The 24,071-nt window shown below is 65.7% G+C and carries 23 protein-coding genes and 1 tRNA gene; 8 read left to right on the top strand and 16 right to left on the bottom strand.

Annotation, left to right across the window (positions count from 1 at the left end):
- A partial coding sequence (locus tag ACWDUA_RS11270) for a hypothetical protein (RefSeq protein WP_449751102.1) occupies positions 1–180 on the top strand: 180 nt, incomplete at its 5' end.
- Positions 181–413: 233 nt separating this feature from the next.
- On the opposite strand, the gene ACWDUA_RS11275 is transcribed toward ACWDUA_RS11270, so the two are convergent.
- The 7 genes from ACWDUA_RS11275 to ACWDUA_RS11305 form a co-directional block, all read right to left on the bottom strand.
- Complete coding sequence (locus tag ACWDUA_RS11275) at positions 414–1,292, bottom strand: TIGR03619 family F420-dependent LLM class oxidoreductase (RefSeq protein WP_449751103.1); 879 nt, start codon at positions 1,290–1,292, stop codon at positions 414–416.
- Positions 1,293–1,383: 91 nt separating this feature from the next.
- Entirely contained in the window at positions 1,384–1,857 is a 474-nt protein-coding gene (locus ACWDUA_RS11280; RefSeq protein WP_449751104.1) for a nuclear transport factor 2 family protein, read from the bottom strand.
- Positions 1,850–2,638: an SDR family oxidoreductase gene (locus ACWDUA_RS11285; protein WP_449751105.1), complete on the bottom strand. Its 789-nt coding sequence runs from the start codon at positions 2,636–2,638 to the stop codon at positions 1,850–1,852. The genes ACWDUA_RS11280 and ACWDUA_RS11285 overlap by 8 nt, the downstream gene beginning before the upstream one ends.
- 68 nt (positions 2,639–2,706) lie before the next feature.
- Positions 2,707–3,630: a galactofuranosyltransferase GlfT1 gene (glfT1, locus tag ACWDUA_RS11290; protein ID WP_449751106.1), complete on the bottom strand. Its 924-nt coding sequence runs from the start codon at positions 3,628–3,630 to the stop codon at positions 2,707–2,709.
- Complete coding sequence (gene wzt, locus ACWDUA_RS11295; protein ID WP_449751107.1) at positions 3,627–4,445, bottom strand: galactan export ABC transporter ATP-binding subunit Wzt/RfbE; 819 nt, start codon at positions 4,443–4,445, stop codon at positions 3,627–3,629. Before wzt ends, glfT1 begins: the two co-directional genes overlap by 4 nt.
- A 17-nt stretch (positions 4,446–4,462) precedes the next feature.
- Positions 4,463–5,329, bottom strand: a complete 867-nt coding sequence (gene wzm / locus ACWDUA_RS11300) for a galactan export ABC transporter permease subunit Wzm/RfbD (RefSeq protein WP_449751108.1) — start codon at positions 5,327–5,329, stop codon at positions 4,463–4,465.
- A gap of 121 nt (positions 5,330–5,450) precedes the next feature.
- Positions 5,451–6,026, bottom strand: coding sequence for a bacterial proteasome activator family protein (locus tag ACWDUA_RS11305; protein ID WP_449751109.1), 576 nt, complete (start codon positions 6,024–6,026; stop codon positions 5,451–5,453).
- A 97-nt stretch (positions 6,027–6,123) separates the two neighbouring features.
- Here ACWDUA_RS11305 and ACWDUA_RS11310 point away from each other — a divergent pair, with 97 nt between their 5' ends.
- Both ACWDUA_RS11310 and ACWDUA_RS11315 read left to right on the top strand, forming a co-directional pair.
- Positions 6,124–7,320, top strand: coding sequence for an aminotransferase class V-fold PLP-dependent enzyme (locus ACWDUA_RS11310; RefSeq protein WP_449751110.1), 1,197 nt, complete (start codon positions 6,124–6,126; stop codon positions 7,318–7,320).
- 74 nt (positions 7,321–7,394) lie between these two features.
- Positions 7,395–7,892 (top strand): MarR family winged helix-turn-helix transcriptional regulator, encoded by a 498-nt coding sequence (locus ACWDUA_RS11315; RefSeq protein WP_449751111.1) that lies wholly within the window; start codon positions 7,395–7,397, stop codon positions 7,890–7,892.
- 109 nt (positions 7,893–8,001) lie between these two features.
- Here the strand turns inward: ACWDUA_RS11315 and ACWDUA_RS11320 are convergent, their stop codons facing one another.
- Positions 8,002–8,976, bottom strand: coding sequence for an NAD(P)H-quinone oxidoreductase (locus tag ACWDUA_RS11320; protein ID WP_449751112.1), 975 nt, complete (start codon positions 8,974–8,976; stop codon positions 8,002–8,004).
- 74 nt (positions 8,977–9,050) lie between these two features.
- On the opposite strand from ACWDUA_RS11320, the gene ACWDUA_RS11325 reads away from it, so the two are divergent.
- Positions 9,051–9,135, top strand: a tRNA-Ser gene (locus ACWDUA_RS11325).
- A gap of 533 nt (positions 9,136–9,668) precedes the next feature.
- Here the strand turns inward: ACWDUA_RS11325 and ACWDUA_RS11330 are convergent.
- Positions 9,669–10,769, bottom strand: coding sequence for a Fic family protein (locus tag ACWDUA_RS11330; RefSeq protein ID WP_449751113.1), 1,101 nt, complete (start codon positions 10,767–10,769; stop codon positions 9,669–9,671).
- Positions 10,770–11,153: 384 nt separating this feature from the next.
- Positions 11,154–12,077 carry a helix-turn-helix domain-containing protein gene (locus ACWDUA_RS11335; RefSeq protein WP_449751114.1) on the bottom strand — a complete coding sequence of 308 codons (924 nt, stop codon included), beginning with the start codon at positions 12,075–12,077 and terminating at the stop codon, positions 11,154–11,156.
- Between the two features lie 180 nt (positions 12,078–12,257).
- Here ACWDUA_RS11335 and ACWDUA_RS11340 point away from each other — a divergent pair, with 180 nt between their 5' ends.
- Positions 12,258–13,151, top strand: a complete 894-nt coding sequence (locus ACWDUA_RS11340; protein ID WP_449751115.1) for an alpha/beta hydrolase — start codon at positions 12,258–12,260, stop codon at positions 13,149–13,151.
- A gap of 137 nt (positions 13,152–13,288) precedes the next feature.
- Here the strand turns inward: ACWDUA_RS11340 and ACWDUA_RS11345 are convergent, their stop codons facing one another.
- Complete coding sequence (locus ACWDUA_RS11345) at positions 13,289–14,944, bottom strand: acetolactate synthase large subunit (protein WP_449751116.1); 1,656 nt, start codon at positions 14,942–14,944, stop codon at positions 13,289–13,291.
- Positions 14,945–14,987: 43 nt separating this feature from the next.
- Entirely contained in the window at positions 14,988–15,779 is a 792-nt protein-coding gene (locus ACWDUA_RS11350) for an acetoacetate decarboxylase family protein (protein ID WP_449751117.1), read from the bottom strand.
- 145 nt (positions 15,780–15,924) lie between these two features.
- On the opposite strand from ACWDUA_RS11350, the gene ACWDUA_RS11355 reads away from it, so the two are divergent.
- Positions 15,925–17,025, top strand: coding sequence for an AraC family transcriptional regulator (locus ACWDUA_RS11355; RefSeq protein WP_449751118.1), 1,101 nt, complete (start codon positions 15,925–15,927; stop codon positions 17,023–17,025).
- Between the two features lie 138 nt (positions 17,026–17,163).
- A complete protein-coding gene (locus tag ACWDUA_RS11360; protein WP_449751119.1) occupies positions 17,164–17,853 on the top strand; it encodes a YoaK family protein in 690 nt (229 codons plus the stop codon).
- A 601-nt stretch (positions 17,854–18,454) separates the two neighbouring features.
- Here ACWDUA_RS11360 and ACWDUA_RS11365 read toward each other — a convergent pair.
- The 4 genes from ACWDUA_RS11365 to ACWDUA_RS11380 are packed head-to-tail and all read right to left on the bottom strand — an operon-like array spanning position 18,455 to position 22,674.
- A complete protein-coding gene (locus ACWDUA_RS11365; protein WP_449751120.1) occupies positions 18,455–19,297 on the bottom strand; it encodes an SDR family NAD(P)-dependent oxidoreductase in 843 nt (280 codons plus the stop codon).
- Positions 19,298–19,331: 34 nt separating this feature from the next.
- Complete coding sequence (locus ACWDUA_RS11370; protein WP_449751121.1) at positions 19,332–20,189, bottom strand: SDR family NAD(P)-dependent oxidoreductase; 858 nt, start codon at positions 20,187–20,189, stop codon at positions 19,332–19,334.
- Complete coding sequence (locus ACWDUA_RS11375; RefSeq protein ID WP_449751122.1) at positions 20,186–21,130, bottom strand: alpha/beta fold hydrolase; 945 nt, start codon at positions 21,128–21,130, stop codon at positions 20,186–20,188. Before ACWDUA_RS11375 ends, ACWDUA_RS11370 begins: the two co-directional genes overlap by 4 nt.
- On the bottom strand, positions 21,127–22,674 hold the full coding sequence (locus ACWDUA_RS11380; protein WP_449751123.1) for a flavin-containing monooxygenase: 1,548 nt from the start codon (positions 22,672–22,674) through the stop codon (positions 21,127–21,129). The genes ACWDUA_RS11375 and ACWDUA_RS11380 overlap by 4 nt, the downstream gene beginning before the upstream one ends.
- 122 nt (positions 22,675–22,796) lie before the next feature.
- Between ACWDUA_RS11380 and ACWDUA_RS11385 the strand changes: the two genes are divergently transcribed.
- Positions 22,797–24,050 (top strand): PucR family transcriptional regulator, encoded by a 1,254-nt coding sequence (locus ACWDUA_RS11385; RefSeq protein ID WP_449751124.1) that lies wholly within the window; start codon positions 22,797–22,799, stop codon positions 24,048–24,050.
- Positions 24,051–24,071: the final 21 nt, after the last annotated feature.

Genomic DNA, 24,071 nt, shown 5'->3' on the forward strand with positions numbered 1-24,071 from the left:
TGTGAGTTGACGGTGTTGGTGGCCATTTCGAGCCCGGTGGTTGCGTTCCGGGCCTGGGTGGCGGAGGTTTCGACTCGTCTTGTCGCTTCGCTCCTCGTCGGCTCAACCATCGACGGCAGCAGTGTGATTGACCCGATGCTGTCTCAACCAGCAGTGGTGGCAACCATATTGGTTGGTTGAGCCGGGACCGAGCGTAGCGAGGACCCGTGTCGAAACCTTGTGAGTTGACGGTGTTGGTGGCCATTTCGAGCCCGGTGGTTGCGTTCCGGGCCTGGGTGGCGGAGGTTTCGACTCGTCTTGTCGCTTCGCTCCTCGGGCTCAACCATCGACGGCAGCAGCGTGGTTGAGCCGATGCTGTCTCAACCAGCATCGGCAGCAGCATTATTCGGTGATTGAGCCGGGGCCGAGAGTCGCTATCGGTTCACCTTCGCGATGACGTTGTCGGCGTACCAGTTGAGGTGATCGATCTTCTTCTGCAGCGGTTCGGTGTCCTCGCCGATGATGTAGGGCATGCGGAAGCCGACGATGACGTCAGTGATCCCCTTGTCCTCCAGCCTCTTACAACCATCAATGGTGTAGGAGTCGAGCGCGATGGCGTGGATCTCGAACGGATCGTCGGCCTTGCCCTCCGCCTTGCGGATGGCGGCGATCTTGCCGAGCAGGACGTCGAGTTCCTCACCGGGGCCGCCGCCGTGCATCCAACCGTCGCCGCGGATCACCGCGCGGCGCAACGCGGCGTCGGCGTGCCCGCCGACGAGCAGCGGCACCGGCTTGGTGGGTGCCGGCGCCATCTTGACCTTCGGGATGTCGTAGAACTCGCCGTGGAACTCGAAGTACTCGCCGGTGGTCAGTCCGCGGACGATGTCCATGCACTCGTCCATCCGCTTGCCGCGGCGGGCGAAGTCCACCCCCATGATGTCGTAGTCCTCGGGCCACGGGCTGGTGCCGACACCCAGCGCCAGCCGGTTGTCGGTCAGGTAGGCCACCGACGCGGCCTGCTTGGCCACCAGCGCGGGCGGACGCACCGGCAGCTTCAGCACGAACGGGGTGAACCGGATCGACGAGGTCACCGCGCCGAGTGCGGCGGCCTGGATGAAGGTCTCGATGAACGCCTTGTCCTCGAGGAACTCGCGGTTGCCGTCGGGTGTGTACGGATAGGTGGCATCCGACTCCTCCGGGTAGGCGAGTGAATCGGGGATGGTGAACCCGGCGAATCCGGCTTTCTCGGCGGCCTGGGCGAGTGGTGCGTAGTAGGCGGGATCGGTCATGGCCTCGGCGAAGGTGAACCGCACGTGTGCCTCCTCGGGTCGGCGGGATGACTACCACGCTAGAACACGTTCTAGTCGAAGGAACGGGGTTTGTCCGGATCTGCCGGAGCGGTCGTCAGGCGAGGGCCGGACCCGGGGTCAGATGGAATCGCACACCCTCGAGGTTCATCGTCGCCTCGTAGGTGCGGTCGTAGGCGGTGGCGCTGATCCGCCAGCCATCGGTGGTGCGCCGGTAGGTATCGCGATAGAACGCCGCACCGATCAGCATGAAGTTCATCTCCGGCACGATCACCCGGTCCTGCAGATACCACTCACCGGTCGCGGTGTCGCCGTCGACGACGATCACCGGATGGGTCACGCGATGTTCGGTGATCGTCGATGGTCCGAGGGTCGTCCGCATGTACGCCACGAGGTCATTGCGGTTGTCGAAGGCGAGTGGTCGGCCGTCGACGGTGGAGCCGTACCCGGCGGTGACGTCCTCGGTGAGGGTGCCGGCGAAGTCGTCCCAGTGTTTGGTGTCCAGGCCGCGCAGGTACCGGTACTTGAGGTGCTCGATGGCGGTGCGGTCGATGGCGGTGGGATCAGACATCGGGAATGTCCAGCTCGAAGTTGGGGGCGACGAGACCGCCGTCGGGCTCGATCAGCTTGCCGGTGAGGTACGCCCCGGCAGGGGATGCGAGATACAGTGCGGCAGTGGCGATGTCCTCGGGTTCGCCGAGGCGGCGCAGCGGGGTCTTCTGTTCGATTCCCGAGCGCAGGTCCTCGTCGGAGGCCACCACCTCCAGGGCTGATGTGACGATGGAGCCGGGCGCGATCGCGTTCACCCGGACGTGTGGGTTGAGATCGAGTGCGGCCAGGCGGGTGTAGTGCACCAGCGCGGCCTTGACCGTTCCGTAGGTGGCGAATCCGCGGCCGGACAGATGCCCCACCGCCGAGGCGATGTTGATGATCGATCCGCCGCCCGGCGCCCGCTTGAGATGGGGAACTGCGGCCAGTACCAACGAATGTGCGGTCAGGACATTGAAATCGAATGCTCGCGCAAGGTCTTTCGTGCGCGTCGACATCAACGGCGACGGATAGGCGCCGCCCACGTTGTTCACCACGATGTCGAGCCGGCCGAACTCGTCGATGGTGGGTGCGACGAGTTCGCCGGGTTCGGTGGCCGCCAGATCGGCGGGGATGACCAGGGCTCGGCGCCCGAGTGAGCGCACCTGTTCGGCGACGGATTCGAGCTCGTCGACGTTGCGGGCGGAGAGCACGACGTCGGCACCGGCCTCGGCGAAGGCGGTCGCGATGGTGGCGCCGATGCCACGTCCGGCACCGGTGACGACGGCAACCCTGTCGTCGAGGCGAAAGCGGTCGAGAATCACGGTCGCAACTCTAAAATAGAACGTGTTCTACCGTCAATCGGGAGCGGTGACACCGATCCCGGACGGATTCACGGTCGGACGAAGTGCTCTTTTCGTCCCAGGCGCTGCAGCCGCAACCACTCCCGGAAACCGTCGACGTCGCGCTGCTGCACCAGGAAGTACCACCCGAACCGCGCATACTCCTGCGGCAGCAGCTTGCGCATCCCCGGCTGGCTCATCAGGTAACCGCGGTTGCGGTAGGTGAAGAACCGTTTGGTGTCGTTGTCGGGGTACTGGGTGTGCATTCGTCCGCCGAGGATCGGCCGGAACTCGTCGGAGCCGTACGGATGCAGATACGCGGTGGTCAGGCAGGTCCCGAAACTCAGGCCCGACCGCTGTAGCCGACGGTGCATCTCCACCTCGTCGCCGCGGAAGAACAGCCGCAGATCCGGGACACCGATCATCTCGAGGGCCTCGGCGCGGAAGAGTGCACCGTTGAACAGGGACGCGATATCGGGCAGCAGGTCGTCGCCACTGTCCTCGCCGTTCTCGAACAGCTCCGAACGCTTTCGGCGCCACACCAATCCGCGGCGGAGTGGGAAGGCCAGGGTGTCGGGGTCGTCGATGTTGGCCACCACCGGCGACACCTCCGACAACTCGTGTCGGCGAGCGCAATCGAGCAGGGTGGCGAGCACGTCCGACCCCTCGGGGCGGCCGTCGTCGTCGGCGCACCACACCCAGTCGGCGCCCAGTGCCAGGGCGTGCAGCATGCCGAGCGCAAAACCGCCGGCTCCACCGAGGTTGCGTTTCGATCCGAGATAGGTGGTCGGAACCGGTTGTGCGGCAACCAGGTCGGCCACCTGCTGCTCGTCGGCGTTGTCCACGACGACGATGTGGTCGACCGGGCGGGACTGGTCGGACACCACGGCCAGGGAGGCCTTCAGCAGCTCGGCGCGGCGATGGGTCACCACCACCGCGATCACCGTCTCGGCGGTGCTGTGCGGCACACTCATCCGGCGGAGTCCTGCCGTGCCATCCCGGCGATCACCTCGCGGACGTGCGCGGCGGCGTCGGGACCCTCGTAGGCGCCGACCACCTCTTCGATCCCGCCGTCCATCCGGACCTCACCGTGATCGATCCACAGGGCGCGATCACACAGCTGTGCGAGGAACTCGTTGGAGTGGCTGGCGAAGACCAGGATGCCGGAGCGTTCGACGAGCGCGGCCAGTCGTGACCGCGCCTTCTTCATGAACTCGGCGTCCACGGCGCCGATGCCCTCGTCGAGGATCAGGATCTCCGGGTCGATGCTGGTCACCACGCCGAGCGCCAGACGCACCCGCATACCGGTGGAGTAGGTCCGCAGCGGCATCTGCAGGTAGTCGCCGAGTTCGGAGAACTCCGCGATCTCGTCGATCTTCTTGAGCATCTCCTTGCGGCTCAGGCCCAGGAACATGCCGCGGATGATGATGTTCTCGTAGCCGGAGATCTCCGGGTCCATGCCCACACCGAGGTCGAACACCGGCGCCACCCGGCCGGTCACCTGGCAGGCGCCCCGGGTGGGCTCGTAGATCCCCGACAGCAACCGCAGCAGCGTCGACTTGCCGGCACCGTTGTGCCCGACCAGGCCGACGCGGTCGCCGTGCTCGAGGTGCAGGTCGATGTTCTTGAGTGCCTCGACGACGACCACATTGGAGGAGTTGGAGCCGATCACACCACCGGCGGCCCCCATCACCGACTTCTTCAGTGAGCGGGTCTTGGCATCGAAGATGGGGAAGTCGACGCAGGCTCCCCACGTGTCGACGCGGACCGAACTGTTCATGCTGGTCATGCTCATCTGTGTCTCTCTCACACCCAGTAGGCCACGCGGGCCCGGTAGTTACGCATCACCAGGATCGCCATCAGCCAGCCGACGGCGGTGCAGGCCAGGACCACCAGCCAGTGGTAGAAGGCCACCGGCTGACCGAGCAGCGGGCCGCGGCTGATCTCCAGGTAGTGATACATCGGGTTGAGCTCGACCAGCTTGAGGCGCTCGGATTGCTGACCGGTCTGGCGGCCGAGGCTGCTGGTGGTCCAGATGATCGGGGTCATGAAGAACACCAGTTGGACCGCGGTGGTCAGGAGCTGGCCGATGTCGCGGAACCTGGTCGACAGGATGCCGAACACGATGGTCACCCAGATGCCGTTGAGCACGAACAACGCGATCGCCGGGATCACCAGCACCACGGTCCAGTTCAGCGGCTGGGGGAAGACGATCAGGATCACCAGGTAGATGACGATGTTGTGGGCGAAGATGATCAGCTGCCGCCACGAGTTGCGATATACGTGCACGCTGACCGGCGCGGGCAGCTGCTTGATCAGGCCCTCGTTCTTGGAGAATACCTCCGCGCCGTCGAGGATCGAGTTCTGGATGAAGTTCCAGAAGATGAACCCGAGCGTCACGTAGGGCAAGAACGTCTTGATGTCCATGTGGAACAGCTCGCCGTAGAGCAGACCCATCGCGACGGCGGTGACGCCGGTGGCGATGGTGATCCACAGCGGACCGAGCACCGAGCGCCGGTACCGCTGCTTGATGTCCTGCCAGCCCAGATGCAGCCACAACTCGCGGGAACGCAGGCCCGTCGCCATGTCGTCGAACGCCCGACGCAGGCTCCGCGACTGGATGCCCGGCGGGGGCGGCGGGATGATCCGCTGGTCGTTCACTTCCGCTGACACGAGCCCCCACAATACTTGCCGGTCAGAACTGCGCCGTCGCCGACCGACGGATCCGCGCGGTCGTCGACGCCGACGTCGGGGTCGGCCGAGCGCGGGTCGTCGGCGACGGAGCGGCCCGTGGTCAGAGGTACTGCCCGGTGTTGGTGTGCCCGCCGGCCGGTGGGGACATCCCCGGCGGCAGCGCACCCTGTCGCATCTGCTCGAGCTGCGCGCGTGCGGCCATCTGCTGGGCGAACAGCGCGGTCTGGATGCCGTGGAACAGGCCCTCCAGCCAGCCGACCAGCTGCGCCTGCGCGATCCGCAACTCGGCGTCGGACGGGGTGGCGTCGTCGGTGAACGGCAGGGCGAGGCGTTCGAGTTCCTCCCGCAGTTCCGGGGCCAGGCCGTCCTCCAGCTCGCGGATCGACGACTGGTGGATCTCTCGCAGGCGGTTGCGGCTCGCCTCGTCGAGCGGGGCAGCACGCACCTCCTCGAGCAGCTGCTTGATCATGGTGCCGATCCGCATCACCTTGGCCGGCTGTTGCACCATGTCGGCGACGCTGTGGCTCTCCTCGGAGTTCTCCGCGGCCGCGGTGGCGCCGAGCGGGGCACTCGCACCGACGAGGACGACGCGGTCGTCGGGGGAGCCGTGCTCGCCGTCGGGATCGGGATTGCCGAACGGGTTGTCGGGGTTGGCGTCGATGACCATGCGCTCCATTGTGCCCAAGCGCGGCGACGGGGGGAGGAACAGGGAGGGCGGCGCAGGGCGGGCGATCCCGGGCGGCGCGGCACAGCCCGGCGTCTATCGTGTTCGCATGGCGTTCGACGTCGCGCATGTCCGTGGACTCTTCCCCTCGCTCGGCGACGGTTGGATCCACCTCGACCCGCAGGCCGGCATGCTCATCCCGGACTCGGTGGCCAGCGCGGTCTCCACCGGGTTCCGCCAGCTCGTCGCAGCCCCGGGGGGTCGCTATCCGGCGGCGGCGGCCACCGCCGAGGCGCTGGACGGCGCTCGCCGGGCACTCGCCGACCTCACCGCCACCACTCCCGGCGGGGTGGTGCTGGGACCGTCGCGCAGCGTGCTGCTGTGGACCCTGGCAGAGGCGATCAACCCCAACACCTGGCTGACCGGCAACGTGGTGGTCAGCCGCGCCGACGACGAACCGAACATCGTGCCGTGGGTGCGGGCGGTGGGTCGGGTGGGCGGCCGGGTCCGCTGGGCCGAGATCGACGTCGAGACCGGTGAGCTGCCCGCCTGGCAGTACGACGATCTGGTCGACGAGCACACGGCGGTGGTGGCGGTGCCCCTCGCATCGTCGACGATGGGCACGTTGACCGACGTGTCGGAGATCGCCCGACGAACCCGCGAGGTGGGGGCGTTGCTGGTGGTCGATGCCTCGAGTGCCGCCCCGTATGTGCCGCTCGACGCCGCCGAACTCGGCGCCGACGTGCTGGTGGTCTCGGCGGAGAACTGGGGTGGGCCGCGTATGTCGGCGCTGGCCTTCGCCGACCCGCACACCCTCGACCGATTGGCCACGCTGTCCTCCGATCCGCGGACCACCGGGCCCGCACGGCTGGAGGTGGGTGAGCACCAGGGTGCGCTGTTGGCCGGGGTGGTCGCGTCGGTGGAGCATCTCGCGGGTCTCGATCCGGACGCGCTGGGCAAACGCCGACGGCGGCTGGTCACCGCGCTCGACGGGGTCGGGGAGTACCTGCAGCGACTCGGCTACTACCTCACGACCACCCTTGACCAGCTCAATCACGTCTCGGTGATCGGCGGCGGTGACCGCCGGGTGCCACTCGTCAGCTTCGCCGTCGACGGGGTCGGCGCCGACACGGTGGTGCGTCGCCTCGCCGACAACGGGATCTGCGCGCTCGCCGACCGCCCGAGCCGCGCACTGGCCCGGATGGGGGCCGACGACTTCGGCGGAGCGGTCACGATCGGCCTCGGCCCCTACTCGGCGCCGTACGAGGTCGACCACCTGGTACGCACCCTCGGGTCGCTTGCCTGACAGGTGGAAGATTGTCGTTCTCCCGATGGACGCCGATTGGGACGCCGTCCGGTCCCTGAACTATCTTGAGGAAAGTGAACACTGGGAAGTCTGATGCGGGGAGCGACGACCTACCGGCGGCAGAAGGGCGCGACCATCGCCTGAGTGCGGATGAACTGAAGATCTGGCACACCTTCGTCGACGGTGGGTGGGCATTGATGGCCCAGGTCCAGGCCAATTTCGGCGCGCAGGGCGTCGTCTCCACCGACATGCGGCTGCTCGAGATCATCGTCGCCCGCGAGTCGGCCGGGATCAGTGAGCTCGCCACCGCCATGCACGCCGGGTTGAGCACGGTGTCGCGGGTGGTCAGTCGACTTCTCGAGGAGGGACTGCTCGAGCGGGTGCCGTCGCACGCCGACGCCCGCCATCGGCTCGTGCGGATCACCGCCACCGGTCGGGCCGAGCTCGAGCGTCAGCTGACCCTGCGCGACCAGGTGGTCCGACGGTGTGTCATCGACGCGCTCAGTGAGGACGAGTACCGGCAGATCGGCGACATCTTCGCCAAGGTCCGCGACGCCTGCGTCGACCCCTGATCGCGTTGACCGGGCACCTGATTCCGTTGACCGGGCACTCGATTTCGTTGACCGGGCACTTGATCGCGTTGACCGGGCACTTGATCGCGTTGACCGGGTATCGATCTCGTCAGTCGGCCACCCGCAGCAGGATCTTGCCGACCGCATCGCCACTGGTCAGTCGCGTATGCGCCTGATCGGCGTCGGCGAGATCGACGACGCTGTCGACGACGGGCCGGATCTTCCCTGCCTCGATCAGCGGCCAGGTGACCTCGCGGGTTCGGGAGACGATGCGGCCCTTGCCATCCGCGCCGTCGACCGGCCGGGCGCGCAGCGTGGTGCCGATCACCGATGCGCGCTTGTTCATCAGTGTCGCGATCGACAACTCGGCCTTGGTGCCGCCCTGCATCCCGATGATCACCAGACGCCCACCGGTGGCGAGCGCGGACACATTCTGCGCCAGATACTTTGCGCCGATGATGTCGAGGATGACGTCGGCCCCGCCGTGCTCACGCACCACCTCCGCGAAATCCTCTGCGGTGTAGTCGATCAGGATGTCGGCGCCGAATCCCGCACAGCGCTCGAGCTTGTCCCGGGTGCGGGCGGTGACCGCCACCCGTGCGCCCAGGGCGTAGGCCAATTGGGTTGCATGCGTACCGATCCCGCTGGAACCGCCGTGGATCAGCAGGAGTTCGCCGGACTGCAGATGTGCCACCTCGACGAGATTCGACACCACGGTGCAGGCCACCTCGGGCAGGGCCGCGGCATCGAGCAGGGACACCCCGGCCGGTACCGGCAACACCTGTGGTGCGGGGACGACGACGCGTTCGGCGTAGCCGCCGCCGGCGAGTAGTGCACACACCTCGTCGCCGACGCCCCAGCCGTCCACGCCCTCGCCGATCGCCGAGATCCGTCCTGACACCTCCAGGCCCAGGGTGTCCGGCGCACCCGGCGGCGGCGGATAGTGCCCGGCACGCTGCAGCAGGTCGGCGCGGTTCACCCCTGCGGCGACGACGTCGATCACCACCTCGCCGGGGCCGACGACGGGGTCGGGGATGGTGGAGATCGACAACTCACCGGATGAGGACACTGTGATCGCGCGCATGTCCCGATCGTGGCACATCCCGTCGCAGAGTCGGTGCGACCCCACGTCCGGAGGTCACGTACCCTTTGCGGCAGGGAAGCGTGGCAGAGCGGCCGAATGCACTCGCCTTGAAAGCGAGCGTGGGTAAAACCACCGGGGGTTCAAATCCCTCCGCTTCCGCCGAGGCCCCTCACCTGTCTGTGCAGGTAGGGGCTCTTTTTACCGTACGGCGGGTGCGTCTGTGGGCCTTGCTGCCCGCGATTCACCCACGCCCGCTGCTGATCTGGCGAGTCCGGGGCTACACCGATGGTATCGAGATCCTCGTCGAACAGGTCGCTATAGACGTCCAGCGTCATGGGGGCTGAAGCATGACCCGCATCTGTTGCAGAGCCTTGACGTGAACGCCGGCCGCGACAGCGAGGCCGGCTGCAGTGTGCCCGAGGTCGTGAACGGTGACGGGGATCGCCCCACGGCGAGACTGCCGTGGGCTGTGTCAATGTCCTCGGGAGGCATGATCCCGTGATCATCCTGCTCGAGCCGCCCGGCGGACCAGCGGGAGTGAAGGCTCTTTGACCTGCAGTGACACTCCCGGCGGGCAGCTTCCCGTGGTTCGGGTGTACGCCTCCGAGCGATCTTGTGTGACCTATCTCATAAACAACTGTAAACTTTCTTGTCTGTTCTTCGTACTTTTCCGAGCCATGTAAACACTTTTTCTATGTCGCGACCAGGGGCTCAGGACGAGCCAGTACACGCAGGAACTCGCGGTTGATGAACAGGCGGTCGCGCCCAACTTTGATGTCCTGAAGTAGCCCGGCTTCGCCGAGAGAACTGAGCCAGCTCGTAGCCGTCGGACGTGACACGTCGCAACGCTCTACCACTGTGTTGATGCGGCAGTAGGGCTGCTCGAACAGGAGCGACTGAAACTCAGAGTGTGCGGTGCCCTTGTTGATTGCACGCGAACGCTGTCCGAAGCTCTCCTGGAGGTCGCGTATGGCGTCGATCTTGCGGAGGGTCATCAACGATGTGCTCTCGATCCCGGCGAGAATGTAGCGCACCCACTCTTCCCATGCGCCTTCCGACGTGACGGCGAGCAGGAGTCGGTAGTAGTCGTTCTTGGTGTCGATGATGTAGCGAGACAGGTACAGGACTGGCATCCGTAGGAGTCCTGCTTCAACCAGCATCAGGACGTTCAGAATTCGTCCGGTTCGTCCGTTGCCATCCGAGAACGGATGAATCGCTTCGAACTGGTAGTGAGCGGCAGCCATGCGGACGAGGGGGTCGAGTCCGTCTTCGGCATGAACGAAGTGCTCCCACGCGTTCAGCTTCTCCACGATCACGTCGCGCCCCTCGGGTGGGCTGTAGACGACCTCGCCGGTGCCAGGGTTCGCGATTCTCGTCCCTGGGACGGCTCGTACCTTCATCTCGCGGGCCTTGATGATGCTGCACACGGCCGACGCAGTTGAGGCCGTAAGTCCCCGTTCCTGGGTAAGGGAGAACCCCCTGTGTAGGGCGGTGCGGTAACGCAGGGTCTCGCGAGTGGCTGCGTCGGCTGAAGCCTCGTCGTCGTCGATATGGCGAAACAGTTCGTCTGTCGTGGTGACGATGTTCTCGATCTCGGAACTGGCCTGCGCCTCCAGGACAGGGATCGAGTTGATCAGGACAGTCGGGTTGGGCATTGAGAACGCAGCCTGGTCAAGCTTTGCAAGAGCAGTTCTCGCGCCGATGGCTGCCTTGAGTACAGACCTGGTCTCCAGTACGTCCACCTCGGGCGGTGGTGGTAGTGCGTTGTATGGCTTCTCAGGGTCCCAGGTCATGCGGCCGACCCTCTCACAGATCGCCACAATATGTAAAGTTTGAGGCGAGATTTTTATATGTTTTGCTGGCATGTGAACTTGATTTGCAGTTGTGTCGGGCACCAACGGGGGCCTCGCCGAGGTCAAGGTGTTGCAGAGGGACTGCCCACAATTGCCCGCGAACGGTGGTGGTTCGAACCAGCCGGGGATGCTTCACAGGGCCTGGTGAGCCACATTGCGCCGGGTTGAACTGAGGGTTCGTCTAGGGTTCAAATCCCTCCGCTTCCGCAGGTACGGGGCGGTGTCCGAGCAATCGGAGGCCGCCCTGCCGAGGTCCGAAGCCCGACCACGCCGGCCTGTCATCGGCCCGACGGTGTGCGGACGTGCCCGATCGACGTCGCCCGGTCACCGGCGACGGGTGTCGCTCGGGCGTTCGTCGAAGGTGTGGCGGTAGGCCTTGGTGAACGCCGACTGATCGCTGAAGTTCCAGTCGCGCGCGATCTCGGTGATCGGGCGGTCCGGGTTCCGGAGGATCTCGGCCCGGGCGCGGTAGAGCCGTCGCCGTCGTTGGTGCCCTCGAACGGTTGTCTCGCGATCGGCGAACATCTGATACACCGAGCGCGCGGATACCGAGAGGTGTGCGGCCAGCTCTTCCGCTGTGGTCGGGCCCGGCAGTCTGTCCTCGATGTACTCCAGGGCGGCGCGCCATCGCCGATCGGACCACGCGTTGACCGATGGGCGGTCGGAGACCCCGAGGGCCACATACAGCAGCTCACGGAAAGCGCTCCCCAAGGCCGTCGCCGATTGCGTCGCGAGTACCGGGTCCGGGGTGCGTTCGAGGGCGTCGGCAAGGGCGCGCAGGCCCAGCGTCTGTCCGGCGGGCAACGCACCCGCCTCGAGTAACTCGCCGACATGCGGGGTCCACGCCGTGACGAGGTCCCGGGGCAGGAGGACGGTGAACTTCCGCAGCGGCCCGGATGCGACGAATCCACCTGTCGACCGTGTATCCCACAGCAGTGATTCGCCGACGTCGACCACGGTCCGGACGCCGTCGACCTCGACGATCTCTCGGCCTTCGACGACGGTGAGCAACCCGAGCAGGCTGTCGTCATGGGAGTCGATCGATGGTCTCGACCGGGTGCCCGAGCAGGAATCGGCCGTGCAGTGGATGAGGTCGAGGCCGTCGAGGTGGTGACGGCGGAGTGCGGCATCCGTGGACGGGACACCCTCCACACGGATTTCCCAGCCATGATGCCAATCACCGATCAGTGCGGCGAAATCGGCGGTCGTGGACACTCCGGGTGTCTCGCGCCGCGGGGTGGCGAGCATCGAAGGCATGATTGATGCTGGCACAGGACACGCCGGCAGTCCATCCTCTGCTCCCTTCCCCCACCGCGGTTCTGCATTGGGTGACCAGAATAGCTGCGCACACACCGGTATCCCGGTGTGTGTCACCTGGCACATGATTCTCTCAGCGCCACGAAAACCGTTGGTGAATAGGAGATTCGAATGCGTAGCGACTGTGAGTTCACGACCGAGGACGGCACCACCCTCCGAGGCTGGTGGTATCGCGGAGAAGGTGAGAAGCGTCCGGTCATCGTGATGGCCCACGGATTCTCGGCGACCAAGGAGATGTACCTGGACGACTTCGCGGACTTCTTCTCTCAGGGTGGTTTCGATGTCCTCGTCTACGACAATCGTGGCCTCGGGGTGAGCGATGGTCCCCGACCTGCCGAAATCGATCCGTGGCAGCAGATTTCGGACTACCGCGACGCGATCACCTGGATCTCGGGTCAGGACGGCATCGATCCCGAGCGCATCGGCATCTGGGGATCGAGTTACAGCGGAGCCCACGTACTCGTCGTCGCCGCCGTGGACCGGCGGGTCAGATGCGTCGTCTCGCAGGTGCCGTTGGTGGACGGTCTGGAGAACGCGCGACGCCTCATCAGGTCCGACATGTGGTCAGGGCTCCGTGACGGATTCGCTGCCGACCGCGCTGGACGACTCCGGGGCGATGCACCACTGACCATCCCGGTCACATTCGTCGAGGCGGCCGATGAGCCCTGTGTGCTCCCGACACAGGACACCCACGACTTCTTCTTCGGCGGGATTCTCGAGCGTGCCACCACCTGGAAGAACGAGGTGACACTCCGATCTGTCGAGGTGTTCACCGAATACATCCCGGGTGCTTTCATCTCCCGGATCTCGCCGACGCCGCTGCTGATGGTCGTGGCACTCGACGACGTGCTGACGCCGTGCGACCTCGCGCTGGGGGCGTACGAGCAGGCACGCGAACCGAAGAAGCTGCTCACCGTGCCGGGCGGACACTTCGACGCCTACGTCGGAGCGGCATTCGACACCTCTGCGCCGGTCCAACTCGACTGGTTCCAGACCCATCTGTGACGCAGATCTGTGACGCAGAGGGAACCTTCGAACGTTGAGCGGTGCCGGGGACGATCGGCCCCGAAGTCGGCCTCTGATTCCGATGATTCCGAGATTCCGAATCCTGGCTCCGATCGACATGTTTCGGCGAACGATCGTCACGGCGCGAGCCTGCGTTTCAACGCTCGTCCGAGGGGTCGGGGGAGCTTGTCCATCACTCCGAGCGCATGGGGCAGGGCCTTGAGTCTCAGCCCGGACAGCGCGGGCGGTATGACGACCTCGATCAGGTGGGGGCCGTCGTCGCCGTATGCCTCGCGTAGCGCGGCCGTCAGGTCCTCGCCGGAATCGGCGCGGCGCGCCGCGACCCCCATCGCACGCGCCATGCCGACGAAGTCGAGATCTGGATCCCCGATCTCGAGTTGGGTCGGTGCGGCCGATCCGGCTGTGGCCGCCCCGACGCGCTGCAACTCGACCTGGAGGATGCCGTACGAGCGGTTGTTGAACAACACGATCGTCACGTTCAGCGATTCCCGCGCCATCGTCCACAGGGACTGAATCGTGTACATGGCGGAGCCGTCGGCCTCGAGCGCGAGCACCGGTCGATCGGGGCACGCGATGGCGGCACCGATCGCCACCGGGAGCCCCTGTCCGATCGCTCCACCGGTCAAGGTCAGCAGATCGTGCTGTGGGGCGCCGGCGGTCATACTCGGCAGCATCACTCCCGAGGTCTGGGATTCGTCGGAGATGATCGTGTCGGGTGGGAGCGTCGCAGCGATTGCCCGGCAGACCTTCTCAGCCGTCAGGGTGCCCTTGGGCGGTGTGGGCGTGACAGCCTCCTGTAGTCGTGGGCCGATGTCCTCGGCGCCCAGTACAGCGACGAGCGCCGACAACGCCTGACCCGTATCACCGCCGTCGGGTACCAGCCGGTGGACAGTGCAGCCGTCGGGAACCAGGTAGCTCTTCTTACCCGGGTAGGCGAAGAAGGAGACGGGTTCTCGGCTGTCCACGAGGATCAGGTGGCGGAGTCCGGCGAGCTGGACCGAAGCCATCTCGGCGAAGTAGGCGAGGCGTTCCACGGCGGGTACGCCGGCACCTCGCTCCATGCGGGTGGGGAACACCTCTGCCAGTAGCCTCACCCCGGTCGCCTCCGAGACCCGGGAGGCGTCGACCAACGCGGTCCCGCGTAGCGCGTCACCGCCGAGGAGGAGTGCACACGGTTCTCCGGAACGGAGTGCGGCGGAGATGGATTCCAGGATCTCCGGTTGCTGCGCCGTCGGTTCCGGAGCCTCGGGTACGACGGCAGGTTCGGCGCCGTCTCCCCACGACACATCGGCCGGAAGGATCAGCGTTGCCACCGCCGGTGGGCGGGCCGAGGCCGCTCGAATGGCCTCGGTCGCGTCCATTGCGAGATCCGCTGTGGCGGAGGATGTTCGGACCCAGCTGGATACGTTTCGGGCAACCGTCTCGATGTCGGACTGCAACTGGGCGTCGTACCGGGTGTGGCTCGTCGCGTGATCGCCGACGATGTTCACCACCGGGACACGCGCTCTGCGCGCGTTGTGGAGATTCGCCAACGCGTTCCCCAGGCCGGGACCCAGGTGCAGAAGGGTTGCCGCGGGGCGTTCGGCCATACGGGCGAATCCGTCCGCGGCACCCGACGCGACGCCCTCGAACAAGGTGAGCACGGGGCGCATCTGTGGAACATCGTCGAGTGCGGCGACGAAGTGCATCTCGGAGGTTCCGGGATTGGTGAACACGGTGTCGACCCCAGCACCCACCAAGGTCTCGATGAGGGCCCTGGCACCATTCGTCACGTCGTTGTCTCCTCGTTCCGACTACCGCCTGTCTGACCCGTCATCAGGGCTTGAACACCTCGAGGTTCCGGTCGTCGCTGATGAGCTGGAAGTACGGCGAGGTCATCGCGAGCAACGGCTTCGCGGAGATGCCCAGACCGGCCAGGTTCCGCCCGATCGGGTGATCCCCGAAGATCAGGACATTCCGATCTTCGGCCGGAGTGGCGTATCGGGTCTGGCTGGAGTAGGTCAGCTTGTGGGCGAGACCCGCCTTGTGTGTCACGACGGACAGCGTGCTGCGCTCATACTCGCCGAACTCCTCGCCGTGCCCGACCGCGATCCGGAGGATCTCCTGGCCGTTCTCGGCGAACACGGCGATACGTTCGTCGGGCAGGTCCACGAAGTCGATGTCGGCCACGAACTTTGCATAGCCGAGCAGTTCGTTGCCGACGATCTCGGCGGTACGGGTGGTCACCGCGATGTGCCGCACGAACAGGGTCGCTCCGCCGAGCTCTTCGGACAGCAGGTCATCGACCGTCGGCGGCTCGGCGCCGTCACCGACCCGAACCGGGATGACGACGACGACCTCGTTGTAGCTGTCGATGTTGCGTTGGTTGTACTCGATCGCAATGATGCCGACGATCGTCTGGCCATCTGCGAGTTCGGCGGGGACGTATGCGGAGCTCGGCAGGATCTCGAGGACCTGCGCGCGTGACGCGGTGTGGAAGGAGACCATCTGGGTGGCCTTCACACCGACGAGCGGTAACTGCACCTCCTCGCCCGTCGAGGGAACCTCGACCGAGCGGAAGTCGACGTCGTCGAAGAATGTGTCGTACTGGTCCTTGGTGATCTGCATTTTCGCTGCCCTTTCGCGCGGGGCCGTGGGCCCCTGATCGGATGTCGAATGGACGGTACGAAGTGCGGGCGGTGTCGTGCCACATCAGATGAGGCCAGGGTTATTGTCATTATCGGCCACGACGTGTGCCCGACGGGAGGCGATGATGACGGCATCGGATCACGAGAACGGGGATCACGAGAACGGGGATCACGAGAACGGAGCGCTACCGCTGTACCGATCGGTGCACATGGTCGCGGTCCTTCGCCGCTTCGCACTCGGCGCAGGGATGACGACGGAGGCTCTTCTCGAAGGAAATTCGTTGCGCCAGAAGGACCTCGAAGACCCTGACTTCCTGGTGACGACGTCGCAGGAGATGGGCATGATCAGGATGTTGACGCGCGTCATCGGCCGGCCAGGAGTCGGGCTCGAAGTCGGTCAGGGGTACCATGCCGGATCGATCGGGCCGCTGGGTATCGCGATGCTCCATTGCGAGAACCTCGGCGAAGCCGTGGAGGTCGCACACGAGTTCCAGGAATTGATCGCAAGCTACTATCGGCTCGATGTGACCATCTCCCGGGGTCGGGTCGCCATCTCGATGCCCGAGATCATCGACCTGGGCGACACCCGCGAGTTCATCTGTGAGCGCGAGGTCGCCGCGCTCGTCAGGATCATCAGCGACCTGGCCGGTCGGCACCTCGCTCCGATCGACGCCGAGATCGCGTATCGGGCTCCCGCACACCACGGGTTGTATGAGCAGGCCCTCGGTTGTCCGGTGCGGTTCGGGACCGGCGCGCACCGCCTGGTCTTCGATGCTGCCGTATTGGGCGATCCGCTGCCCCTGGCCAACCCGCTGTCGCGGCAGACCTATGTCCGAGACTGTCGGGTGGCCCTGGTGCGCAGACGGGGTCACGGGTCGGTGGCTCAGCGAGCGACCCAGGAGATCCTGTACCGACAGCAGGGGATACCGGACCTGGACTCCATGGCGGATCGGCTTCACATGTCGCCCCGAACATTTCGGCGACGTCTCCATGCGGAAGGCACCACGTACCGGGGCGTCGTGGCCGATGTGCAACGAAGCGAGGCCATTCGACTGTTGCGTGACACCGATCTCCCGATCGCGAGGATCGCCGACGATGTTGGGTACGGCGATCTCCCCAACTTCTATCGAGCGTTCCGTCGCTGGACCGGAACGACCCCGGCGGCGTTCCGGAGGGGTAGCCGACCGCTCGATGGGGCATCGGTGTCGTCGACCCATGCAGAATGATCGGATGGCCGATACTCGTCAGCGGACCCAGATCTCCGCGGAGCGTCGGAGGCTGGGCCCGATGACGATGTCGTGTCCCTTGGGTGCAGGCTCTGCGGCACCTCGGGAACACGCGAGGAACTCGACCAAAGGTTGTGCGTGACTGCGAGAACCGCCCGTGCGGAGAGAAACGCCCGTCGGGGCTCATCGGACGTCGTCCTCGGCGTATGGCTGCTGGGTCTGGCCGGATTCGTCGACGCGATCGCGTTCGTCGTGTTGCAGGGTAGCTTCGTGGCGTTCATGTCCGGCAATTCGACGATCCTCGGGTCGTCGACGGCGACCGGTCACTGGGGTCTGGTCGGGCTGACGGCGTTGCTGGTCGTCCTGTTCTTCGGGGGTTGCTTCGCCGGCGCGGCCATCGTTCGATGGGTCGGGCACGCCCATCGAGTGGTCATGGTGGCGATCGCCGTCGTGATCCTGGTCGGCGCGATCGTGGCCACCACGGCATCGGAGTGGTCGGGCATGGTGCTGATCGCCCTCGCCGGCGGCCTGATCAGCTCGGCATTGTCGGCGGGCACCGACGTGCACGTCGGATTGACCTATGTCACCGGAACTCTGGTGAAGGCGGCCCATCAACTGGCCGCGGGCATCGGGACCGAGCACCCGTGGAGCTGGCTGTCCACCGTCGGCTACTGGTTCTCCTTTGCCATCGGCGCAGCGCTCGGTGGTCTCGCCTTCCGCGGGTTCGGTGCGCAGGGGTTGTGGATCGCGGTGGGACTCGCAGCGGTCGCCTGTGTGCTCCCGGTGCGGGACGGGCAGTCGCACGCGGGCGAGGCGTCTCGGTCCTGATCCGGTCACTGCCGCGCGACAGGTGAAAGTGCCGATACATACAGGCTTTTCGTGCGCGTCCGCTGATGCAGCGTTCTCCCGAGGATCGGCGTCGTGAAGGCGGACCGTCCGAGTTGTCGCACGACTCTTCGCCGATCGGAGCCCGTGGTGTGTCGCGACCTCATGGGGTGATCTCGGACGCGACTGGTGGTTGAAGGCTGTTGTGGGGATGGTGATATCGACTGTGCCGGTGAGGAATTCGAGTGTCGTCAGATCTCGGATTCGGCATGAAATGGATCGGTTCACCGGCTCGGTAGGCGGCAACAGGAAGGCCGATCGAAACGCGCGACTTACCTACTCCGGGCAGTCCCACCCCTGATGCCCTGGTTCGCAAGCTCAAAGCGGCTGATGCAGCCATCCGGTTGCCCCGTCGACTCGCCAACCTCATGCGGCCATCGCCGCTGGTCATCCGCGAAATCGAATACCTCGCCCTCGATCGCGACGAAGCGAACAGCAGTGAGTTTGGGCGACGCCACCCGCCGGATGCCGATCCAGAATCCCGAGACCGGTGGCCGCGTGATTCTGGATCGGTTGTCAGCGGTTCGACCGCTGACGGTCGGTATCACTGAGTGGTCGGGAGTGTCGCGTTGTTGTCGGCGAGTTTGACGGCCTTCGCGGCCACCTTTGGGTAGACCGTCGGCAGGAAGCGCTTGAACCGCCACACGAGTTTGGCATCTGGTTGCGGGAGTACGTAGAGCTTGCCCCTGTCGTTGGCGTCCAGGGTCAGGACGGCGATGTCCTCGGCGCTGGTCTTACTCTTCTCGGCCAGTCGCTTCGCCTGCGCGGCCGAGTTGGAGTCGATGAGTTCGCCGTCGAAGATGTTGGTGGGTACGAAGGTTGGGCACAGGACGGTGACCGCGACATCGGTGCCGGCCAGCTCGGCGGCCAACGACTCGGAAATGCTGATGACTCCCGCTTTGCTCAAACTGTAAGGCGCCATCCCCGGGGCGGACGCAATGCCGGCTGCGGAGGCAGTATTGATGATGCCGCCGAGGTGGGATCGGCGCAGCATCGGGGTGAAGATGTCAGCGCCGTAGACCACGCTCCACAGGTTGACATCGATTGCGCGGCGCCAGATATCCAACTTGCCGTCACCGATGACGGTGCCTCCGACGCCGATACCGGCATTGTTGATCACCAACGTGGGCAGGCCGAACCACTGCTTCGCCGTCGCCCCCAGCTCGCGCACCGACTCTTCCGACGACACGTCGACAGCCACAGCGAGACCTTTTCCCCCTGCTACCTCGATCTCGCGGACGGTCTCCGCCGCAGTGTCCAGGTTGATGTCGGCCGCCACGACCTGGCCGCCGCGCTTGGCGAGCTCGAGTGCAAATGCGCGGCCGAGGCCGCTGCCGGCTCCGGTGACCACCGCGCGCGCGTTGTGGCTCCGTTTCTTGTTGCTCACTACTTCTCCTTGGTTTGTGGGTCGGCCGGCTGCTTCAGAAGCCGTCCACGTCAGCGAAGACCTTGCGCGTTTGATCCGCGAACAGGTCGAGATACCTACTGGGAACGGCTCGCTGTACAGCGTCGAAGAACGCGGCTTGGCCACCGACCCGGACGCGGCGCTTCTGCCTCTCCACACCGTTGAGGATGATCTGTGCCGCTTTGCTGACATCCATCGTGAGGAACTTCTCGTTGAGCAGTTGCGCCCGACCGGTGTCTTCGGCAGTCTTACCCGCCGCATCACGGATCGCCGCGTTGGCAATGTTGGTGGCGATGCCGGCCGGGTAGACGACGGTGACCTTGACCGGGTGCTCGTCGACGAGGATGTCGGAGTAGACGCCTTCGGTGAAGCCGCGGACGCCGAACTTCGATGCGCAGTACCCGGCCTGACGTGGCGAAGCCACCAGCCCGTTCATGCTGGACACGTTGACCAGGTGCCCGTCACCCGAATCGATCAGGTGGGGCATGAACTCTACGGTGGTATTGATGACACCCCACAGGTTCACGTCGATGATGCGCTTGAGGTTGGCGTACACGGCCGGGTCGAGGATGTTGCGCTCCCCGGCGATGCCGGCGTTGTTGTAGGTCTGGTGCACCACCCCGTAGTGGTCCCGCACGGCTCCGGCCCAGGCTTTGACGGCTCCGGCATCGACGACGTCGACGGTGGCGACGTGGATGTCGGCGCCGATCGCTTCGATGCGTTCGGCGGTCTCCGCGAGGCTCGCAGCGTTGACGTCACTGATGGCCACGCGCGCGCCACGGTGGGCCAAGCCGATCGCGACGGCGCGACCGATGCCGCTACCGGCACCGGTAACGGCGGTGACCTTGCCGGACAGATAGGTGGACTCGCTCATGAGGATGCTCCTTGCCTGGTCTGGGTGGTGATCTCGTCCGCGATCCGGGTGACGAGATCGGGGGCGATGTGGTGCCCCATTCCTCGAATGACGATGTGGGTGGCTCCGGGGATCGCCCTCGCGGTCGCGTCGCCGCCGCTGGGATGGACGATCAGGTCGCGGTCACCGTTGATGACCAGGGTGGGTACCCGTATCGTCCGCAGCCGCGGGGTCCGGTCGCCGGACGCGGCGATGGCCTGGATCTGTCGGGCGCCGGCTTCTCGGGCGCCCGGACCGGCGGCCTGGGCCCGCTCCCAGGAGATCCGGGCGTGAGCGATCTCGGTCTCGCGGTCGTACGGGTAGCCGCGACCGCCGAGATGGTCGAGCATGGCGAGGGCCGCTTCGATGTACTGCTCGAGGGTCGCCGGTGGTCTGGCCATCAGCTTGCGCTTGGTGGAGAACGCGACCTTGCCCACCGCAGGGTCGCCGGTGGTGGAATACAGCGAGGTCAGCGTGAGCACGCGATCGGGGTGTTCGGCGGCCAGGGCCTGGGCGATCATGCCACCCATCGAACGTCCGACGGTGTGGACCCGGTCCAGGCCGAGGTGGTCGAGGAGTCCGACCACATCCTGTGCCATGTCGTCGAGCGTGTAGGCGTCGGGCCTGGCCATGGACAAGAACTGCTGCAGATTATTCGGGGGCGGCGCATCGATCCGCGACGACCGGCCGGCGTCGCGGTTGTCCAGCCGGATGATGCGGAACCCCCGGGCGGCCAGGGCGTCGAGGAACGCGACCGACCATCCGGTGAGGTCTTCCATCAGCCCAGAGATCAGGACGATCGGCGGCCCGTCCGGGTTGCCGCTTTCGCGATAGCACAGCTCTATTCCACTGGGCAGTGACGCGCGTCGGTCGGCCGATTCGCCGGCGTCGAGAACGTGTTTCGCCAAGCTCGTATCGGTCACGATGCGTTCACCTTCTCGCCTCGGCGGCGGGCCGGCTTGCGCGCGGTGGCGGTCGCCGAGGAGAACTGGAGGAACCGGTCGGCGACTTCGCCGTCGCGCAGCAGTTTGCGGTCTTCGTGGAAGCTCATCGACATATGCCACGGTGACTCGACGCCCTGCTTCGGCAACTGATGAAGCGACCGCTGAACATAGCCGGCACCGAAGTCCAGCAAAGGACGGGTCTCCATCCCGGGATCGGGCACCGCGACGGCGATCTGGTGGCCGTGCCTGTCCATGTAGCCCAGCAGACGACAGAAGTACTCGGCGAGCAGTCCGATCTTGAGCGTCCACGACGACGTGGTGTACCCGACGGCGAAGGACAGGTTCGGCACGCCGCTGAGCATCATGCCGCGGTAGGCGATGGTGTCGGACAGCGAGACAGGCTGCCCATCTACCTCGATGTGCATTCCACCGAGAATCTGCAGGTTCAGGCCGGTGGCGGTGACGATGATGTCGGCGGCGATCTCCTGTCCCGACTCCAGTAGGAGCCCGGTCTTGGTGAAGGTCTTGACGCGGTCGGTGCGGACGGCAGCCCGCCCGTCGCGAAGCGCGGCGAACATATCGCCGTCGGGTACGGCACACAGCCGCTGGTCCCACGGGTTGTAGGGCGGGTTGAAGTGCTTGTTGATGTCGTAGCCTTGCGGCAGTAGCTTGGTGTTGGTCTTGCGGATGAAGTTCCGCATCTTGTCGGGGTACTTCTGGCTGAAGCTCCAGACCCACTGACTCATGGCGATGTTCTTTCTGCGGATCAACGGGTAGGCGCGCTCGTCACCGAGCACCTTGCGGAGCAGCGTGGCGATCTTGTCCTGCCGGGGAAACGGCATGACGTAGGAGGGCGTGCGCTGCAGCATGGTGACGTGTCGCGCCGCATCTGGCCCCTCGAGCAGTGCCGGCAGCAGGGTCACCGCGGTGGCACCCGATCCGATGACGACGATCTTCTTGCCCGCGTAGTCGAGATCTTCGGGCCAGTGCTGTGGGTGCACGATGGTGCCTTCGAAGTCGTCGCGCCCGGGGAAGGTCGGCGAGTATCCCTCGTCGTAGCGGTAGTAGCCGCTGGCGCAGAACAGCCACTTCGCGGTGAAGATCTCGGTCTCGGTACCTTCGGCGTCGGTGACCTCGGCGGTGATGGTCCACCGCGCGGTCCCACTCGACCACTTCGCACCGAGCACCCGGCGGTTGAAGCGGATGTCTCCGTCGATCCCATTCTCCCGGGCGGTCTCACGGATGTAGTCCACGATCTTGGAGCCGTCGGCGATGGCGTCCTTGTCGCGCCATGGCTTGAACTCGTAGCCGAAGGTGTTCAGGTCGGAGTCCGAGCGAATGCCGGGATACTTGAACAGATCCCACGTTCCGCCGGCTGCGGCGCGCGATTCCAGGATCAGGAATGACTTGGCCGGGTGGTTGACACGTAGATACCGCGCCGCCCCGATACCCGAGATCCCGGCTCCGACGATCAGGACGTCGAGGTCCCGGGTACCGGTGGTGGTGTGAGGTGTACTGCTCATGGTCTTCTTCTGCCTCTGCGAATGGTCCAGTTGGGTGATCCCAGACACAGTTTGCTCAGGCAGGGGCCGCAGATAAAGGAATGTTTGTCGCAGAAACATGCCTCACGTGGTGCACTATGTACATGAATGCTGACTGGGCTCTGCCGACTCCGAGGATGCGCGAGCTGATCCGCGTCGCTGCGGAGGCGATGCTGCACCTTCCTGCCGAGCGCATGGAAGAGATCCACGAGGCCATGCTCGACGGCATCGGCTACCGAATGATCGCCGAGGAACCTGCGCTTTTCGCCGCGCTCCGGCGGGTCAACGAGGCGACGGTGTGGCAGTGGGTCAACTCGAACATTCACGCACCTGGAGAGCGCGTCGCGGCATTCGTCGGTTCTGAGGCTTTCGAAGTCGGACGCGACCTCGTACGCCGCGGAATGGACGCGGGTGCGCTCGACTCCTACCGAACCAGTCAGACAGCGGCCTGGCGTGGGTGGATGGACACCTGTTTCGCGGTGACGGAAGACCGCGATGAGCTTCGCGAACTTCTCGATGTCACATTGCGGTCGATCTCGGTCTACATCGACGACGTGATCGAAGCCGTCGCCGTGCAGGTGGACGCGGAACGTGAGGAACTCACCCAGGGCACCCATGCCGAGCGTATGGCCGCTGTGACACTGCTCATCGAGGGTGCACCCATCTCTCGCGCCCGCGCGGAGGCGCAGCTGGGCTATCCCCTCACCGGCGACCACACCGCAGCGATCGTCTGGACCGATACTCCTCTACCCGGTCGACAACCCGCTCCCGGTGAGCCCTCGAGCCATCTCGACCAGGCCGCCGATGAACTCATGCGCAGCAGCGGAGCCAAGCGACGGCTGGCGATCGTGCCCAGCGCAACCTCCCTGTGGGTGTGGTTGCCGACTGCAACCGTCCCCACCGAGTCGGAGGTCGTCGAATCCATCGTCGACACACCTGGCGTGCGTATAGCCATCGGTCGACCCGGGTCCGACCTCGACGGGTTCCGTCGCAGTCATCTCGACGCCACCACCACCCACCGACTGTTGTCCCGGCTGGCCTCGACGAACCGCATCGCGCACTTCCAGGACATCCAGCTCGCTGCATTGCTCACCGCCGACCTTGCCGGCGCCGATCAGTTCGTCACCGATGTGCTCGGAGATCTGGCGACCGCCGACGCCGAGGTGCGCCACACCGTCACCACGTTCATCCGGGAGCAGTTCAACACCTCCCGGACCGCGGAGAAGCTCTTCGCTCACCGGAACACGATCGTGCGTCGGTTGGCCAAGGCAGACGAACTGCTCCCACGCCCTCTCGCCGACAACATCGCCGGTATCGCGGCGGCCCTCGACATCGTCGCGCTCCGCACGGGCCTTTGAGCTGTGAGCAAAACGCACTGT

The sequence above is a fragment of the Gordonia sp. NPDC003376 genome, assembly GCF_053589235.1.